The organism is Hanamia caeni (assembly GCF_003721595.1).
GTDB lineage: Bacteria > Bacteroidota > Bacteroidia > Chitinophagales > Chitinophagaceae > Ginsengibacter > Ginsengibacter caeni.
In genome coordinates this window covers 134,393-153,471 of the sequence record NZ_RJJR01000015.1, presented here as the reverse complement: position 1 = coordinate 153,471, position 19,079 = coordinate 134,393, and the positions used below count along the sequence as shown (strand labels likewise).

Sequence of the window (19,079 nt, the reverse complement as noted above, 5' to 3'; positions counted from 1 at the left end):
TCCGGCGTTTTTTTTTCGTTGTCATTTTTAAAGTTTTAGTGAATGCTAAATTTACGGATAGTTGCGGAAGGCTACCGTAGGTTTAGTTCAACAAAAGGTTCCATTGTACCTAAAGAGCGCCGAGGAAGAATAATATCGTAGTTATAATTTTCTTTTGAAAGAGAAAGATTGAATGGTTTTTCAACCTTTCCCCTTCGCAAGATTTTTTTCGTTATCCCAAATTTAATAAATTTTTTAAGTCAACATACTTCAGCATCCATTGAGTAGTCAGTTAATTTTTTGCTTAGTCCCGGTTTTTATCTGGAGTGGCAAAAATCGCTACAGTTCTTCGTTATTTTTTGTTGAGTTTTTACGCTTAGTAATCCCGATGCTATTCGGGAAAAGTGGCGTAAATACAGGCTGCTACAGACTTGGCAGAAGAAAACACTTCGCTTTTTGATTATTATACGATAACAACTTTTGTTTAGTAGTCATGCCCGCGGTTTTTTTTTGACGGTATGTTGGTGAATAGTTTTGTTTCTAAATCTTTTTAAAATGAACCCTGCTACAGCCTTGGCGAGGTATATTTATACAACGAATGTTTAGTAGTCAGGGCTCATAATTATTTTACAATTCCAAATTCGTAAGGTTGTTGATTGATTAATACAAAACGGATTCTGTTTAAAAGCTTTCGTGCAATTTTGATGATGACGATTTTACTATCCTTTCTTTTTATTTGTTCCTGGAAGTAAAGCGCCATTGCAGGATCGGTTCTCCTGGCTGTCCAGGCACTTTCTACCAAATCGCTTCTGAGTTGCCGGTGCTTCCTGACTGTAAGACTCAATTTATTTTCTGATTGTCCGCTGCTATGCTCCATAGGTAATAATCCGACAAAACTATTGAGATGATAAAAGGTTTCAAAGCGTTTCACATCACCTATTTCTACAAGAATGCTTGCTGCTGTCAGCGGGCCAATACCGGGGATGGTTCTAAGCAAATAGTAATTTTTGTTGTAACGCTTTTCGCGCATCATTTTGCGAAGCTCATTGCTGAGCGATAAAAGTTCTTTACGTAAATATTCCATCTGAGCGATCATATAATCAAGCGCTCTTCTCCTGGAAGTTTGTTTACAATCAAGTGCTTTAAGCCAGTTAATAAAATTATGGCTCCAGCTTGCGTTATCATATTGCTCAGGAATATCAATGCCAGTAAAAGCAAGCAATCCTTTGATACGGTTTTTACAACGGTTAAGATCTTTGAGGATTCTTTTGCGATGCCGGAAAAACACACGGTCAGCTTCCTGTTGTTCATCAGGAATATGAATGCCGTGCAATACACCTGACTGAAGACGCAGTGCAAGATTACGCGCATCACGCGGATCAGTTTTTTGCAAGGAATCTTTTTGTGATTTGGGAATGTCGGCAGGATTTACCACCAGGCATTCAATCCCTAAAGCTGTTAGTTGGCGTTGTATCCAGAAGCCAAACTTACCTGCTTCATATGCTGCTTTATATTGAGCACCGGGATAATGCTGCTTTAAGTAGCTGGCCATAATGTGAGGATTTGGTTTTTGATGCACGTTTCTTATAAACATGTCGCCCAGATGGATACCAAGATTCCAGCTGGATTTGTGAATGTCCATACCAACAAAAATGGTTTGGCCTTCGAAATTTGAATTAACTTTATTCATGACTGTTGAGGTTTTTATAATGAAATTAAAAGTTACTGTAGCGAATTTATTTGACTACTTCCTTAACTGCCTCAACAGTTTTTTTTAGGTTACATGGAGACTTTATGCAAGCAAGGCTGACACTACGCACTTCAGCAGCAGTAATTCTTATCAGCTTCAGTTCCATCGCGACGGAACGCTATTGAACATTAGTAATAAATTCATCTTTGTATCTTTACTCGGCTTCGGTTATCGGCTGACACGGCGTTGAATGCCCTGCCTGCATAAATACCGAGCCGTTGTGCGAAATGCGACAAACTACTTTATGAGAGTGATAATTATGATAGGACTTTGTTTTGTTACTGCGATTTCTTTTGGTCAAAAAGAAGAGTCGATAGATTCGTTGGTAAATGAAATTTGCAGAAGCATAGAAACAAATAATAGTAACGTTGATTCTACAAAGGTGTTTAATGCTTATTCAACACATGTTCCATCTTTCCTTGCAAAATATCCGGAAAACAAGAAAGAGGAGATTTTATCTCATATTTATGATAGGCTTCAAAGAAATTGCAAAATATTTTGGGAAATATTAAATAGAAATGATTCCTCACAAAAAAATTGGGAAGTATTAAGTAGTACACCAAATTCTGTACTTAATAAAAATGATTGCCAACAATTCTTAAAATATAAAAGATATAAATATCTAGAACCTGAAGGAGATTCAGTTAATCTTCAAATTGAAAACGGATTTTGGATTGACCATTTTAAGGATGGAACATTTTCAAAACTCAAATTTCATTGGTTAAACAACTGCGAATTTGAAATTGAGTTTATAGAAAGCAATAATGTAATTAGAAAGGGATTTAGTAAGCCCGGTGACAAGTATAAATATAAAATACTTGACAAGAAATCAAATTATTATGATATGTCTGTAGAAATTCCCGAAACAAACACGTTTGCTAAATTTAAACTTTTCTACTAAACAAATCGCACAATAACTAAGGTTTCGTTTTGCCCAACGGGCAAGAAATGAAACCATAGTTGAACGAAACCGGGCAATAAGAATTTAGTATGGATTTGTTGCAGAGCAGTTGCAGGTTGGTTGAAGCAGCAAGCGTTTCGATTTTTTTAATGAGCTCCCCAAAGCTGTTTTTTAAACGTGTTTTTGGCGTTTTTTTTATTCCGGGTATTACAAAAGTTCCCCTACCCGTCATTCACACAACAGGCACAATTTGTTTTTCCAATAAACCCGCCTGCCGGACCGTCAGGTATTTTTTCGGGGGCCCCCGCTTTCCGAATACATCGATGGTTACAGAAGCATATAACGAATTCTGTGAAACAAAAAGCCGATAACAAGCGGTTATAGAAAAATCCTTTGAGAGAGGTGACACCTTTTCGAAAAGGTGTCACCTCTTTGAAATAACAGGCTTTTCGTAATGACACATTGCTTACAAAATAGAAGCGGCCGTGTTTTATTTCAACCTCAAAAAAAACATTCCCTTTTTTCCTTATTTTCACCAAACTTTTTTACTTTGAACTAAATGGCTTTATTTCAGCATTCCATTTTAAAAAAATATGTAGGACAACTTGATAAAGTATCGTTGGAGGCTGCATGGCAAAGATTTCATCATCATTTTCATAATGCCATCATTCAGCAAAATATCCTGCACGCAAAGGAGGAAGAATACCAGGAAGGTTTTGTAAGAGACTTGCTTGTCAGCGTGCTTGGCTATACGCTAAAGCCGCAGCCGGATTATAATTTTGTGCTGGAACAAAAATCTTCCAGATAGATGAATGGTGTACCAGTTATATGGCTTAACGGAAGAGGAAAGAAAGGTGGTGGAAGAAGGATGAAAATTATAAAGGCTGATATTGAATACATCTTTATTGACAATTATTCGACTCATAATAAAGATAACACCTGAACGTTTATGTTATTAAGTCAGGATTTTTTAACTTCCTTCTTAAGAGTCCATACTAAACTGCCATGCAAAAGCTTTCCTTTTTTATTTTATTGTTTATCAACAGTCATGTGTTTGCTCAAAACTTGCCGGCTCGTGAAAATAAAGTTGCAGACAATCATAATAAATCTTCAAATACATTTTTTACATCACCCGCGGCCGTAAAGGTTAATGTGTTTGCGCCTCTGCTTGGCTATTCGCAACTTTCTTTGGAGAAACCGGTTCGCCAACGCAGGAACATTCAACTCGGCCTGGGTATTATAGGAGCGGGCATGAATTTAAGCATCCAGGGCCGACCTATGTTCTTATTCTATGATGGGTACAGCTACCACCACCCGGGCATGAGAAACCAGTTTGGTGGCTTTATTGAGTTGGGCTACAAATTTATAAAACCGGTTCACGCAAATAAAAAACTGCCTGTTAATTATTATTGGGGAAATGCATTCGGTGGCTCATATCTTAAGCCTTCTATAGTAGCGGGAGCCTACAGTTTCAACCAGTTTAGCCATGATAGAACCTACCGCATCGTAAGAAGACATCACAGCTTTGCGGCGCTGATGCTGGATGCCGGCCATCAATGGCAGTTCAACGGCAGGATCCTGCTTGAAATGTACCTGGGCGGAGGCGCGGAAATTGACAATGTGAAGGATGGAGACGATTTGTATGGACATCCGTTTGTGCTGGCCGTTGCAAAAGATAATCCTTCTGTAAACTTCGCATGTACTGCGGGTATTCGCCTTGGGTATGTTTTTAAATAAAGACGAGGAGTTATGCGCACAATGCTGCTGCTGGCGTCCTCCCCCACAGCATTAAGCCTTATATATTCCAGTAAACGAATCTTTATCAAATATTTTTATTCCAGAAAAAGTGACTTACTCAGCGGAGTTACAAAACAGGCGTTTATTCTATAACCTTATATAGCCGTGGATTTGCTTCTACAAATAAGCTGCTGATTCCTTAATAAAAGAATGAATAATTCTCGTTTTTTATCTAAAAGTAATTTGGCATATAAATCGTATTAGATCAACAGTTACTTTCTATTTATTGCCTAAACTTTTTGTTTTACAATTTTTAAAAATGTGAATTATGGATATTATATGCTTTAGCCATATACGGTGGAATTTTGTGTACCAACGCCCCCAGCATCTTCTTAACCGTTTTGCTGTTAATAACCGCGTTTTTGTTATTGAGGAGCCCGTTTTTGATACTTCAGGTCCGGAATATTATGAAATCAACAAAGTGGAGGAGAATAAAGACTTGTGGGTAGTCAATCTGCATTGTTCCCGCGGTATAAGTGATGATCACACTAATCACACATTAAAGGGCCTTCTTGATTCATTGTTGTATGCCAACGACATCACCAAATATATAACATGGTATTATACACCCATGGCATTGGCCTACAGCGATCACCTGGAACCTATAGTTACTATTTACGATTGTATGGATGAACTTTCTGCATTTAAGTTTGCTCCGCAAAGTTTGAAATCCTGGGAACAAAAACTGCTCTCACAAGCCGATGTGGTTTTCACCGGAGGCTACAGTTTATATAACGAAAAAAAGCATTTACATCACAACATTTATCCTTTTCCCAGCAGCATCGACTACGCTCATTTTTTAAAAGCCCGAAACCCGACGGAAGAACCATTGGATCAGGCTTCTATCCCCCACCCCCGTTTTGGTTTTTATGGAGTTATAGATGAGCGCTTTCATCTTTCTTTAATTAATGAGCTTTCAAAATTAAGGCCTGATTGGCATTTTATATTAGTTGGGCCAATTGCTAAAATTGATCCATCCATATTGCCTAAAGGGCAAAACATATATTATACGGGAGGCAAACAATATGACGAGCTACCTCGGTACCTCGCCGGTTGGGACGTTGCCATTCTTCCCTTTGAATTAAATGATTCCACCAAATTTATAAGCCCTACAAAAACACCGGAATATCTTGCCGGGGGAAAACCTGTAATCTCTACATCTATTACTGATGTGGTAAACCCTTACGCTAAAAAAGATTTGGTGGAAATAGCGGACACTCCTGCGGAATTTATAAAAGCTGCAGAAAAGATTTTCAATACGGAGGATAAACAACCATGGTTAAGGCGCGTTGATGATTTTCTGTCTAACAATTCATGGGATCAAACCTGGAAGGAAATGGTAGAGATTATCAAGGAGGCAATGGAAAAGAAACCCCTGATTAAAAACAATAAAAAGCAAATATATGTTTGACTATTTGATAGTAGGCGCTGGTTTGGCCGGAAGTGTGTTAGCTGAGCGGCTTGCCACTCAATCCGGAAAACAGGTATTACTGATAGATAAGAGAAACCATATCGGTGGAAACACTTTCGATTTTTACAATGATGATGGCATACTTGTTCATAAATATGGCCCTCATATTTTTCATACGAACAGTAAAGATGTATTTCAATATCTCGGCCACTTCACACAATGGCGCCCGTATGAGCATAGAGTACTTGCAAGTGTGGATGGCATGCTCGTGCCGATTCCTATAAATCTGAATACTATCAATGCACTTTATGGATTACATCTGTCAAGCAGCGAGATGGAGGGTTTCCTGCAATCAAAAGCCGAAAAAAAAGACCGCATAGAAACTTCGGAAGATGTAGTAATCAGTAAGGTAGGAAGGGATTTATATGAAAAGTTTTTTAAAGGTTATACGAAGAAGCAATGGAATTTAGATCCATCGGAACTTGATGCATCAGTTACCTCACGTATCCCGACCCGAAATAATCGCGACGACCGTTATTTTTCAGACACCTACCAGGCGATTCCATTACATGGTTATACCCGGCTTTTTGAAAAAATGCTTAATCATCCGAATATAAAAGTGATGTTGAATACAGATTATAAAGAGATCGAAAATTCAATTTGCTTCAATAAGATGATCTACACCGGACCTATAGATTATTTCTTTGACTATACTTATGGCAAACTTCCTTACCGCTCATTAGAATTTAAATTTAAAACATTTGACCTTGAAGTATTCCAGCAAACCGGGACGGTAAATTATCCTAACGAACATCCATATACGCGAATCACAGAATTTAAATATATCACCGGCCAAAAACATGCAAAAACATCCATCGTATATGAATATCCAATGGATGAAGGCGATCCATATTACCCGGTACCCCGCCCGGAAAACGCTGAATTATACCGGAAATACCAGTTATTATCGGCCGGGGAGAAAAATGTATTTTTTGCAGGCCGGCTGGCTACTTATAAATATTATAATATGGACCAGGTAGTGGCCCAGGCACTGACATTATATAAAAAAATAGCATCTTCCAGGGAGCACGAACATAGATTAAATGAACAACAATTATCTTTTATACAATCCTGAAATATGGGGCGGATTAGAATGCACGATCAACAGGATTGGAAACTCTTTTCGCGATCAGTTACAATATGCCGGGCATTATAAACGAAAGGATGACATTGATAAAATTGCCCAAACAGGAATAAAAATGATTCGGTATCCCATTTTGTGGGAGGCTCATCAAACAGATAATGAAAATGAAATAATTAACTGGGATCAGACTTCCAGGCAACTTTTAAAAATAAGATCTCACAAAATAATTCCGATTGCCGGTTTATTGCATCACGGAAGCGGGCCACGTTTTACTAATTTATTGGATAACGACTTTCCTGCAAAAATGACTTCTTACGCTTTTAGGGTTGCGCAACAATTTCCATGGCTTGAATATTACACGCCTATCAATGAACCTTTGACTACAGCTCGTTTTAGCGGGCTTTATGGTTTATGGTATCCCCATAAAAAAAGTGAATCTTCTTTTTTAAAAATGCTGTTAAACCAGCTAAAAGGAATAGTGCTTTCTATGGAAGCCATACGTAAAATAAATCCACAGGCAAAACTGGTTCAAACAGAAGACCTGGCTAAAACCCATAGTACACGGTTACTGAAATACCAGGCGGATTTTGAAAATAACAGGCGATGGCTTACCTATGATTTTCTTCACGGTAAAGTGGATCAAAATCACGTGCTCTGGCAGCATTTGATCAGTAATGGTTTGCGGAAAGAAGATTTAAACTTCTTTTTAGAACGGCCTTGTATTCCTGATATTACAGGGTGTAATTATTATGTTACTTCAGAAAGGTATCTTGATGAAAAGGTTGAATTGTACAGTGAAACATCGCCGGGTGGAAATGGCAGACACATTTATTCAGATATAGCCGCTGTAAGAGCGGTCAGGTTGAATGGATTAAAAGGACTATTAAAAGAGGTATGGGAACGATATCATTCACCAATGGCGCTGACGGAAATACATTTAAATTGTACCCGTGAAGAGCAGCTACGTTGGTTTATGGAAGCCTGGAATCAATGTGTTCAATTAAGAAAAGGAGGCGTAGAAGTAAAAGCAATCACTGCATGGTCGCTGCTGGGTGCATATGATTGGGATAGCTTGTTAACAAAGGAATCCGGGAAATACGAGACAGGTGTTTTTGATGTCTCCAAAAGTCGTTTGCGCGCAACTGCAATGGCCAAAATGATAACTGAACTTGCAAAAAAGGGAAAGTATAATCATCCTGTGCTAAGTGAAAAAGGCTGGTGGCATAAAAGTTATCCTTCAGCCTCAAAGGTTCATAGACTGAAAGGGCGACCGATTCTTATCTTAGGTGCAGGAGGAACATTAGGAACCGCCTTTACTAACATTTGTAACTCACGATCTCTCCGCTGCCAGGCAGCCTTTCGGAACGAAGTTGATATTACGGATGTCTCACAAATAAAAGAGGCTATCAATAGGTATAAGCCATGGGCTATCATCAATGCCGCAGGATATGTTAAAGTGGACGAAGCGGAAACTGAACAGAATATCTGCTTTAATTTGAATGTTCAGGGTGCCGGGAACATCGCTCAATTGTGCAACAAACATGGCATCCAGTTACTAACCTTTTCTTCTGATTTAGTATTCAATGGTAAAAAAGAAAGCCCGTACATCGAACAGGACGATATGGCGCCTTTAAATGTTTACGGTGAAAGTAAAGCAAGAAGCGAAGAGTTAGTAATGAGTAACTTCTCTTCTTCACTAATAATAAGAACAAGTGCTTTCTTTGGCCCATGGGATAAATACAATTTTGCCCAGTACATTTTAAGCTCTTTAAAAGAAGGCAGAAACTGCCAATCTGCTAAAGATGTTACAATTTCTCCAACCTATATACCAGACCTGGTTAATCAGTCGTTAGATCTGTTAATTGATCGGGAGACAGGAATCTGGCACTTAACAAATGACGGGAATATAACATGGAGCGGCTTTGCAAAAATTATTGCAGAAAGAGGTGGGTATAATAACAAAAATTTAATAAGCTGTAGCCAGGATGAAATAAACTGGAAAGCTAAAAGACCTGTCTATAGTGTATTACAAAGCGATAAAGGTTTAAAACTTCCATCTCTCGACGACGCCATCGAGCGCTTTTTTAAAGAAAAATATATTTGATTATGGCTGGTAGAAATTTTATGTTTTCCACAGGAATAGAAAACAGTTATCCTACAATTCTTTTGCCTGATGGCACTACCAAAAGAATAGATGAGATGGAAAAGTGTTGCCACTATGAGCATTGGGAAACTGATTTTAAATTAGTAAAAGAATTAGGAATTGAATATTTACGATATGGGCCACCATATTACCGGGTGCACACGGCTCCCGGATGTTATGATTGGGAATTTACTGACATGACTTTTAATCGCTTGAAGGAGTTAGGAATTTATCCTATAGTTGATTTGTGTCATTTTGGAATACCCGATTGGCTTGGCAATTTTCAAAACCCTGACTTCCCTCATTATTTTGCAGAATATGCCGGGGCATTCGCTAACCGATTTCCCTATTTAAATCTTTACACCCCCGTTAATGAAATATTCATTGCTGCCATGTTTTCAGCACAATATGGTTGGTGGAATGAACGGCTTCAATCCGATAGAGCATTTGTAACTGCATTGAAAAATATTTGCAAAGCAAATGTAATGGCCATGCACGCCATTCTCAAAATTCAACCTGAAGCTACTTTTATCCAAAGTGAGTCATCGGAATACTTTCATGCAATTGATCCCAAGGCACTTCCTTTAGCAAGATTTCTTAACCAAAAGAGGTTTCTTTCCCTTGATCTTACGTATGGTTATCCCCTAAATGTAACAATGTATGAATATCTTTTAAGTAACGGCCTCACAAAGGATGAATTTCAATGGTTTACAGATAACCAGGTGAAAGCCAAATGTATTATGGGAAATGATTATTATGTAACCAACGAACATATTGTACACCCCGATGGCAGCACCCAGGCCGCAGGTGAAATATTTGGATATTACGTCATCACGTCTCAATACTATAAAAGATACCGGTTACCTATTATGCATACCGAAACTAATATTAAAATGCCTGCATGCAGAGAATGGCTTTTAAAGCAGTGGGCCAATGTACATCGTCTGAAATATGATGGAATACCGGTGATAGGATTTACGTGGTATAGCTTAACTCACCAGGTAGATTGGGATTCAGCGTTGCGAAACGATGCCGGAGTTGTTAATGAATTAGGATTGTATGATCTAAACAGAAAGATTATGCCCGTGGGTACTGCTTATAAAAAACTTATCGGGGAATGGAAAGATATTATCAGGGAAGAAAGCTTTGGCCTTGTTTTTCATAATCATTAGGCTGGTTAATTATCACCGAATGAAAATAACTTCTTTTTTAATGATGTCCGCTGTAAACAGTGAAAACAATTCTGATGCGCAGATTCTATCATTTACGTTTTCTTCTTCATCACAACAGGTTTGTGTTGAAGAACTTTTGATGGAAGATGAAGATGCCTGTAGCAATGCGGTCCTGCAACCCGGTTCCGGCTTCTTAAATAGTGGGGCTTTTGTATTTTTATCCATGATCTATTTTAAGGTTATTGTAAAAAATATGCCAAACCGATGTATTTCACCCCAACCTCCGTTATAATGCTGTTGTTCCGCCGGGTTTGATATATCAATCTATCTAAATTTGATAGGCAAAAGTTTTGATTTGATATAAACAGAATTTATGTAAATTTTATATTGATGAATTCCCCACTTCGCTATTATGTCCCTTTTGTAGATTTTTAGCTACAATTGGCATCATCGTCAGGAATCGCCCTCAACATCTCTTAGAAGCTGCTTCATTTAATCAATTGTAAGCTAATTATTTACTATAGAAGCCGATATGATTTGCCTGCATCGAAAGCTATAGTATTGGCAGATCTTTACCAGACCCGGCCACTTTATTTCCCTAAAAAAATTAAGGCTTCACTTCAAAAAAAACTATTCGATTTTTTGTAGATGAATCAAGATTAAATTTTCAATTCGACTGGCATATGATTTGAAATTGAAAACCTAACCTTCCTTTAGTAAGAATGCAGAAAAAACTCCTTATGCCCGAAATCGTGCATACTAACCGGCCGAATATTAATGTTCTCGAAATTATTGGAAATGCTGACAGAGGCGGAATGGAAAATTATTTAAAAAACTTCATTTCCTATCTTCCTGATGAATTTCAATTGACGTGTATATGCCCCTATGAAAGCAGATTTACTTCGCTGCTGAGGGATCTAAATATTGGGGGCGTGTATGTTACAGCTATCGAAGATAACCCACTGTGGAATTCCATTCAAATGGCCACCGAATTAGTTCGGAGCCACCGGATTGATGTGATACATGCCCACATGCCAAAGGCACATGCCCTGGCGGGACTGGTTGGATCACTCACACAAAAACCCGTGGTGGCAACCGTTCACGGCATGGAGATTACTTCCCATGAACTGGGGATAACGAGAACGGTAAGATCACATATTATTACAAATAACCAACAGGCTTATTTACAAGCACTGTCGCTAGGTGTTCCGCCTCTTTATGTAGATCTGATAAGGAATGGAATAGATGTTTCAGCATTTATTCCAAAGCGGGATTCTACAAGCTTTCGGGATTCCTTAGGCATACCGAAAAATATTCCGATAATAGGTTTTATGGGAAGGTTCGAATATGAAAAAGGCCCTGATTTATTCTTAAAGGCCGCTGAGCAGATTCATCATCAAATGCCGGCAGTACAATTTGTTATGGTAGGTGGCGGCAGCATGAAAGAGGAACTGCATTGTATACGCAGACGAATGCAATTAGATACACAATTGCATTTTATAGACTGGCAGACTGATAATGCGGAAATCTATTCTGAACTGGATATACTTGCCCATACTTCCAGAAGTGATGGAACATCATTGGTTTTAATGGAAGCGATGGCCTGTGAATGCCCAACGGTAGCTATCGGAATAGGCGGTGTTCTTGAAATTGTGGAAAACAGAACAACGGGACTGCTCGCCGCCGATTGGGAACATCTTGCCTTAAATATTGTAGAATTATTAAAACATCCCGCGATGCTGAGACAGATGGGCGCCGCAGGCAGAATAAGAATAGAAAAATATTTCAATGTAGCCACTAATACAAATCTCGTTGCAAATATTTTACAAAAACGTGCTATAAAAGATTCTACAAATCTAAAGCCCCTAAAAAACCTCAATCGTCTCAATAATCAATCTCTGGTAAGAGAAATAATTAATGAAGATTCTTTACAAAAGAAAGTTTGATGTTAAAGGAGGACAATTAATGCATTTACAACATGGCTTTGATGGATCATTCTAAAAAAATTGTATGGCAATACAAGATGAAGAAATCTCCTTTTATATAGTGGCTCATGCTGATGATTGGCAGCTTTTTATGAACCCGAATGTATTTTTGGATTTGACAAACCCTAAAAATAAAGTAGTCATAATTATAACTACTGCCGGGGATGCAGGAATGGGCCCACAATACTGGGCTGCCCGTGAAGAAGGGTGTAAGAGCTCTGTCCGCTTTTGCATCGCAGCTCATTCTTACATCAACGAATCGGGTGGCTTAAGGGAAATGAATCAGCACCGTATCAATTATTGGCGCTTGAACAATGCCACCTGTTATTTTTTTCGATTGCCTGATGGCGACCTGGATGGAAATGGATTTTCCGTTAATGCTTATCAAAGCCTTAGCCGGTTAAAATTGCGGGATACTTTAACGATTAATGCAGTTGATCATTCAACGGTTTATAATAGCTGGGAAGATTTTTGTAGCACCCTGAATGAAGTTGTTAATTATGAAAGCAAAGGGTCAGGCAATACCTGGATTAATTATCTGATTCCTGAAACTAATTCAAATTTATTTGAACATCCTGATCATTGTGCCACAGGCCTCGCTGTACAAGCTATGGATATTTTACCAGTATGTCACCGGGCAGTGTTTTCGGGATATGCCTGTAAATCACCGGCCCGTATATCTTCTACAAACCTTTTTTGGAAAATAGGAATGTTGGCAGCGTATGAGAAGGCGGTATTTGATATGAGCGGATACAGTACATTAAAGGAAGATATTGCTCAATATGAACAATGGTGTTTTCGAAATGCTGATTTTATTACAATTAACTAACAACTAAATAAGATATTGGTGAAGCTGCAATCGAAAATAATTTATCTCGGTATTAGCGCAATCCTGTGTAAAGGAATTATTATCGCAAAAGATTTGAGAGATGTGGCTTTATAAAATAAATGGCCGAGGTATTAGGTAAATAAAATAAAGTTTCAAATTTTGAATAAGCGTTTATTAGATAAGAATTTACTTTTCGAACAACGCTTAATTCAAAGCTTCCTTGCAGGGATCCAACGGAAGCAGAGAAAAATAATTTCTATATTTGCAGAGCAAAGAATAAGCGGCAAGAATGTAAAAAATAATTTCTTTCAGACAAATTAAAGACGGTAAACCACTATCCGGTTTAACCATTCCATTCATCTTTAAAAGAAAGAAATTATGCTTATTTTACAAAACCTGTCATATATACATCCCAACAAAACTCTGTTGTTTGACAACATCAATCTGACAGTAAACGATCACGAAAAAATAGCTTTAATCGGTAACAACGGTTCAGGAAAATCTACTTTACTGAAACTTATCGCAAGGGAATTGAAGCCTTCGGGCGGAAAACTTATTGTAAATGCTGAACCCTGGTTTGTTCCGCAAATTTTCGGGCAATATAATCACCTTACCATCGGACAAGCTTTGAAAGTTGAAAACAAACTCAATGCTTTACAGGAAATTCTTAAAGGCAACGTAAGTGAGCAAAATTATTCAGTTCTTGGCGATGATTGGACGATTGAAGAGCGTTGTAATGAAGCTTTGAGATATTGGCAATTAACCGATTTGGACTTATCGCAAAAAATGGCAACACTAAGCGGAGGACAAAAAACAAAAGTATTCCTGGCAGGTATTTCCATTCATCAACCGGAACTGGTTTTGCTTGATGAACCGGGAAACCATTTGGATATTGCGGGCAGACAGCTTTTGTACAGTTTTATTCAGTCCACACAAAGTACTTTACTCATCGTGAGCCACGACAGAAAACTTTTAAATCTTTTTGGTAAGGTAGCTGAATTAAGCAAGCGTGGGATAACAATTTACGGAGGCAATTATGATTTCTATACAGGCCAAAAGCAACAAGAAAATAATGCCTTACACCGGGATTTGCAGAGCAAGGAGAAGGCATTGCGAAAAGCGAAAGAAAAGGAACGGGAAACTTTGGAACGGCAACAAAAATTAAACAGCCGGGGAAAGGCTAAACAGGAAAAAGCGGGTGTTGCCCGAATAATGATGAACAGCCTACGAAACCATGCAGAAAACAGCACTTCAAAATTGAAAGAGGTTCACACAGAAAAAATTGTTGGAATGAAAGAAGAGTTACAGGAACTACGTTCCGCTTTACCTGAAATTGATAAAATGAAATTTGGCTTTGACAATTCTTATTTACACAGAGGAAAAATTCTATTTAAAGCGAAGGATATGAATTATAATTACAATCATCAACCATTGTGGAAAGACAATTTGACTTTCCAAATCACAAGTGGCGAACGCCTTGTATTGAAAGGCTTGAACGGTTCGGGCAAAACCACTTTAGTCAAAATAATTTTAGGCAAGTTAGAATCGCAGACAGGAACAGTTTACCGGTCAGACAATAAAGTGATTTACATCGACCAGGATTATTCGTTGATTGACAACCATCTTAGCGTATATGAACAAGCGCAGCAATTTAACGTTTCCGCATTACAGGAACACGAACTCAAAATCAGGCTTAACCGGTTTTTATTCACCAAAGACGATTGGGATAAATCTTGCAGCGCATTGAGTGGCGGAGAAAAAATGCGTTTAATTCTTTGTTGCCTCACTATTAGGAATCAGTCGCCAGACATCATTATTTTGGACGAGCCCACCAACAACCTGGACATCCAAAATATAGAAATATTGACAGCAGCCATTAACGAATACAAGGGAACATTAATCGTTGTATCACACGATGAAACATTTTTAGAGCAAATAAAAATTGAGCACACCATGCAACTTTGACGGAAGTGCTGAAACGATTATTGATCAATAACGGGTAATAAAGCATTCTTAATTTCTCCCCTGGAAATAAATAGTGTATCTGCAAGGCGTGATGCCCATACTTTTCCGGAAAAGCTGGCATCGAAGTGAGTATCTGATACGTTGGTGATGGTAAGCTTAACGGTAGAACCATTAGTTCCTGCCAGCGGCCCTTCTGCCGGAAGCCCGTAATTTCTCCCATTCCAGAAATAAATAAAAATAGGTACATCCATTGTCATCCCTGCCTGTAGAGGGTAGTTTGCGGGCGCAGCATATACCTGGTAAGTCAGGTTGTACATAACAAAACGATACAATTTTGACGTTTTGTTATAAAAAATTGTTCCGCTGCTAAAGTCATAATCGCTATATAAAACGGTATCGGTGTTAGAAATGAAACTTACCGTTGTTTTCGGATCTGTGGGATGATAAAAAGCGCTCCAATCGATATTGCCGCCTACGATTCTAAATCCATATTCTTTGTCGGGGCAGCTTGCGGCGATTATTTTCACAGAATCAACAGTGCCGGTTATTACAGGTAAGCCATTGACGCGTGTTGAATCGTAATACCCGTTATAATTCCAGGTGTTTATAAAATCATCCTCGTTCCATTCTTGCAAGCTTTTATAAGCGGCAGGGATATTTACAGGAACATCCATCGTCTTTCCATTTTGATAAACCCTGACGGTAGCACGGATTGGCGCATTTATCACGTTGTTATATCTTACCTGTAAATAGTAACCTGTATAAATAGCATTGATTTCTATAGTTGTGTTCCCTTGCTGAATTATATTTGAAATGCCTGCCGGATCTTTTTTGCAGGCAGAGAAAGTTATTGACAATGTGCAGATTATTGCGAGAAACTGAAACAGAATTGAATTGTTTTTCATAGCAGCCTTTGAGGTAAAAAAATTTACGCGAAAATAAATAAAATATGGACACATACCGGTAAAGACAAAAATGCTAATCCCACACATCTATTGAAAATGTAAACATAGGATTCGGTTTGGCAATATGGCGTGGCGATGAATATATTCTCAACTTTTTATTCGTTTACTGGCAGGCGTTCCTGTAGAAAATCATAAATTAGCCTGCAATCGCCAATGCGTCGCCGTTAAGCGCCAATTTTATTTAACCACATTATTAAAAACATGGTTGACATAAAATACAGAGATGCAAATCTTCCAGACCTGAGCAGAATTGTAGAAATATACAACACTACTATTTCATCCAGGATGGTTACTGCAGACACTGAGAACGTTTCGGTGGAAAGCAGGCAAAAATGGTTTGAAGAACATGACCCGCTAAAAAGACCTCTTTGGGTTATTGAAGATAGCACACAACAAATAATAGGTTGGGTAAGTTTCCAATCTTTTTATGGACGCCCGGCATATGATGCAACTGCAGAAATCAGCATCTACTTAGATACAAACCATCGGGGAAAGGGCCTGGGCAAACAAGTTTTGCAATATTGTATTGATAAAGCCCCGGATTACGGAATCAAGACGTTATTAGGATTTATTTTTTCACACAATGAACCAAGTCTTAAATTATTTAGGCACTTTGGCTTTGAAGAATGGGGAACTCTTCCAAACATCGCATTACTAGACGGCTATGAGCGCGGTTTGAAAATTCTAGGCAAACGGATAGCATAGCAAAACTTGCACTAACAGGTTTTGCGCGAAGGAGGCTGCAGAAATAAACATCCATATTGGTGCCACAACCTCCATCAGTCGGGGCCGGGCAAATTCCATTAGTAACCAAATCAGCCTACCAGTCGGCAGACAAATAATCAACTTTTTTATTCTACATTCGGCTAACAGTTCAGGGCGGGCAGGAATGTCGAATATCGCACAAATCCCTGGACCGAATAGCGGCCCCACAGCAAGCAATAACCCAATAAAGAAACAGGACAAAAGTTGAAATATATTACACGCACAGTTTGGGTTTTATCAGTAGTAAGTCTGCTTACCGACACAGCAAGTGAAATGTTGTATCCGATTATGCCCATTTATTTAAAAACGATTGGATTTTCAGTTGTTCTTATTGGCATACTTGAAGGCGTTGCCGAAGCTACGGCGGGGCTTAGTAAAGGGTATTTCGGCAAACTTTCCGACGCTTCGGGCAGACGAGTGCCCTTTGTGCAGATAGGCTATGCCTTCAGCGCGATTTCAAAACCAATGATGGCAGTTTTCATTTATCCGCTTTGGATATTTTTTGCTAGAACAATAGACCGCTTTGGTAAAGGAATCCGGACAGGTGCAAGAGACGCTATACTTTCTGATGAAGCAACCCCACAAACCAAAGGAAAAATTTTTGGCTTTCATCGCTCAATGGACACTCTGGGCGCGGTACTCGGACCTCTGTCGGCATTGATTTATCTATATTACTATCCAGGCAACTACAAAACACTTTTTTACATTGCTTTTGTGCCGGGACTTTTTGCCGTTATTGTTTCTTTTTTACTGAAAGACAAAAAAAGGGCGGCAGGCAAACCCAAAACTTCGGTTTCGCTTTTTGCATTCCTGCATTATTGGAAAGAAAGTCCACCGGCCTATAAAAAATTAGTAGCTGGACTTTTGGTATTTACGTTGTTCAACAGCTCGGATGTTTTTCTGCTTCTTAAAGCGAAAGAAACGGGGCTTAACGATACGGCAGTAATTGGTGTTTACATTTTTTACAATCTTATTTACGCATTGTCTGCATTTCCCGTTGGTATTCTTGCGGACAGGATTGGGCTTAAAACGGTTTTCGTAACAGGACTTGCCTTATTTTCTGCAGTATATCTTGGAATGGCAATCAACACAAATATTTATTTATTCTTTGGCTTGTTTTTTCTGTATGGCATTTATGCAGCAGCGACGGAGGGAATTTCCAAAGCGTGGATTTCAAACATTACCAACAAAAAAGACACAGCAACGGCAATCGGAACATTTTCGGGCCTGCAAAGTATTTGTACTATGCTCGCAAGCTCATTGACCGGGCTTATCTGGTTTCAGTTTGGTGCAGCAACTGCGTTTACACTGACAGCAATTGTGACACTAATTGTTTTCGCTTACTTTTTTACCATTCCCAAACCTGCAAATGGAACAACTGACATATAAAGACAAGCGCGCTGCCTGTAATATCGCATCCCATGTGGTTTAAAGCCGGGTGGTTAATAGGCTCGATTATTTCGAAGTTCTTTTGAGAGCGAAAGATTTCAAAATGATTAAGACCTTTGCCTCTCTCAAAGTTTTTAATATAAATTAGCATGTTATTGGAAATTATACAAATACATCAAAAACGGCAAAGTAATGCGACAAAAAGTAAACCTGATAACACTCGGAACTGACGACTTTCAAAAATCTTTAGACTTCTATGAAAATGGGCTTGGTTGGAAAAAGTCGGAAAAAAGTATGGATAATCTGGCGTTGTTTGATCTGGGCGGAATTATTTTAGCATTGCATCCAAGACAGGAACTTGCAGACGACACGACATTGACATATCAGCCGGCAACATTTTCGGGATTAACAATTTCCCACAACACAAAATCGGAAAAAGAAGTCGACGACATTTTAGAACAAGTTGAAAAACTTGGTGGCACAATTGTAAAACCTGCACAGAAAGTTTATTGGGGCGGTTACAGTGGTTACTTCAAAGACCTGGACGGATATTTATTTGAAGTTGCTTATAATCCGTTTTGGCCACTTGACGAAAATGACAATATAAAACTGTAATGACATCAATGCCAACCGCAGCACGGGAATTGACCGGTAGACAGACAAAAATCAGCTTTTTTTATTTTATTTCCCTCGTAGTTTTTCAACCGGCCTAACGGCCGACAGGCAGGCTGATGTTTCCGGCAGAAGGTTCTTTGAATATAACATCACTGAGTTTTAAGTTTTTCTTCACGACTGCAAAAAAGCTTTGGCAATCCTTTAAGAAATATTCTGTTACTTTCATTTCTCAAACAGTAATCGTTTTAATCGTGTCGCGGCACGTTACT

At 38.6% G+C, this 19,079-nt stretch carries 17 protein-coding genes; 15 read left to right on the top strand and 2 right to left on the bottom strand.

The genetic code is table 11. The annotated features are described in order from the left end of the window. Nucleotides 1-601: 601 nt before the first annotated feature. On the bottom strand, nt 602-1,669 hold the full coding sequence (locus tag EFY79_RS17395) for an IS110 family RNA-guided transposase (protein WP_123122015.1): 1,068 nt from the start codon (nt 1,667-1,669) through the stop codon (nt 602-604). A 304-nt stretch (nt 1,670-1,973) separates the two neighbouring features. Here EFY79_RS17395 and EFY79_RS17390 point away from each other — a divergent pair, with 304 nt between their 5' ends. The 12 genes from EFY79_RS17390 (at nt 1,974) to abc-f (ending at nt 15,076) form a co-directional block, all read left to right on the top strand. Next, nucleotides 1,974-2,630: a hypothetical protein gene (locus EFY79_RS17390; protein WP_148041962.1), complete on the top strand. Its 657-nt coding sequence runs from the start codon at nt 1,974-1,976 to the stop codon at nt 2,628-2,630. A 559-nt stretch (nt 2,631-3,189) separates the two neighbouring features. Continuing rightward, nucleotides 3,190-3,438 carry a hypothetical protein gene (locus EFY79_RS17380; RefSeq protein ID WP_123122012.1) on the top strand — a complete coding sequence of 83 codons (249 nt, stop codon included), beginning with the start codon at nt 3,190-3,192 and terminating at the stop codon, nt 3,436-3,438. Then, nucleotides 3,439-3,573: a hypothetical protein gene (locus tag EFY79_RS21930; protein WP_262684791.1), complete on the top strand. Its 135-nt coding sequence runs from the start codon at nt 3,439-3,441 to the stop codon at nt 3,571-3,573. A 62-nt stretch (nt 3,574-3,635) separates the two neighbouring features. Next, entirely contained in the window at nt 3,636-4,367 is a 732-nt protein-coding gene (locus EFY79_RS17375) for a hypothetical protein (protein ID WP_123122011.1), read from the top strand. Nucleotides 4,368-4,695: 328 nt separating this feature from the next. After that, a complete protein-coding gene (locus EFY79_RS17370; protein WP_123122010.1) occupies nt 4,696-5,838 on the top strand; it encodes a glycosyltransferase family 1 protein in 1,143 nt (380 codons plus the stop codon). Continuing rightward, nucleotides 5,831-6,973, top strand: a complete 1,143-nt coding sequence (gene glf / locus EFY79_RS17365; RefSeq protein ID WP_123122009.1) for a UDP-galactopyranose mutase — start codon at nt 5,831-5,833, stop codon at nt 6,971-6,973. Before EFY79_RS17370 ends, glf begins: the two co-directional genes overlap by 8 nt. Beyond that, nucleotides 6,942-9,086 carry a family 1 glycosylhydrolase gene (locus EFY79_RS17360; RefSeq protein WP_123122008.1) on the top strand — a complete coding sequence of 715 codons (2,145 nt, stop codon included), beginning with the start codon at nt 6,942-6,944 and terminating at the stop codon, nt 9,084-9,086. Before glf ends, EFY79_RS17360 begins: the two co-directional genes overlap by 32 nt. Before the next feature lie 2 nt (nt 9,087-9,088). Next, a complete protein-coding gene (locus tag EFY79_RS17355; RefSeq protein ID WP_123122007.1) occupies nt 9,089-10,297 on the top strand; it encodes a family 1 glycosylhydrolase in 1,209 nt (402 codons plus the stop codon). A 19-nt stretch (nt 10,298-10,316) separates the two neighbouring features. Beyond that, the gene (locus tag EFY79_RS17350; RefSeq protein ID WP_123122006.1) at nt 10,317-10,589 is read left to right on the top strand and encodes a hypothetical protein; all 273 of its coding nucleotides are present in this window, start codon (nt 10,317-10,319) and stop codon (nt 10,587-10,589) included. 448 nt (nt 10,590-11,037) lie between these two features. Continuing rightward, on the top strand, nt 11,038-12,243 hold the full coding sequence (locus tag EFY79_RS17345) for a glycosyltransferase family 4 protein (protein ID WP_158605242.1): 1,206 nt from the start codon (nt 11,038-11,040) through the stop codon (nt 12,241-12,243). Between the two features lie 64 nt (nt 12,244-12,307). Further along, on the top strand, nt 12,308-13,111 hold the full coding sequence (locus EFY79_RS17340; protein WP_123122004.1) for a PIG-L family deacetylase: 804 nt from the start codon (nt 12,308-12,310) through the stop codon (nt 13,109-13,111). A 378-nt stretch (nt 13,112-13,489) separates the two neighbouring features. Then, the gene (gene abc-f / locus EFY79_RS17335) at nt 13,490-15,076 is read left to right on the top strand and encodes a ribosomal protection-like ABC-F family protein (protein WP_123122003.1); all 1,587 of its coding nucleotides are present in this window, start codon (nt 13,490-13,492) and stop codon (nt 15,074-15,076) included. 17 nt (nt 15,077-15,093) lie between these two features. On the opposite strand, the gene EFY79_RS17330 is transcribed toward abc-f, so the two are convergent. Continuing rightward, complete coding sequence (locus EFY79_RS17330) at nt 15,094-15,981, bottom strand: hypothetical protein (protein ID WP_148041961.1); 888 nt, start codon at nt 15,979-15,981, stop codon at nt 15,094-15,096. Nucleotides 15,982-16,242: 261 nt separating this feature from the next. On the opposite strand from EFY79_RS17330, the gene EFY79_RS17325 reads away from it, so the two are divergent. The 3 genes from EFY79_RS17325 to EFY79_RS17310 all read left to right on the top strand — a co-directional run bounded on the left by EFY79_RS17325 (nt 16,243) and on the right by EFY79_RS17310 (nt 18,810). Then, nucleotides 16,243-16,746 carry a GNAT family N-acetyltransferase gene (locus tag EFY79_RS17325; protein WP_233578043.1) on the top strand — a complete coding sequence of 168 codons (504 nt, stop codon included), beginning with the start codon at nt 16,243-16,245 and terminating at the stop codon, nt 16,744-16,746. Between the two features lie 264 nt (nt 16,747-17,010). Then, nucleotides 17,011-18,195, top strand: a complete 1,185-nt coding sequence (locus EFY79_RS17315) for an MFS transporter (RefSeq protein ID WP_123122000.1) — start codon at nt 17,011-17,013, stop codon at nt 18,193-18,195. Between the two features lie 192 nt (nt 18,196-18,387). Next, entirely contained in the window at nt 18,388-18,810 is a 423-nt protein-coding gene (locus tag EFY79_RS17310; RefSeq protein WP_123121999.1) for a VOC family protein, read from the top strand. Nucleotides 18,811-19,079: the final 269 nt, after the last annotated feature.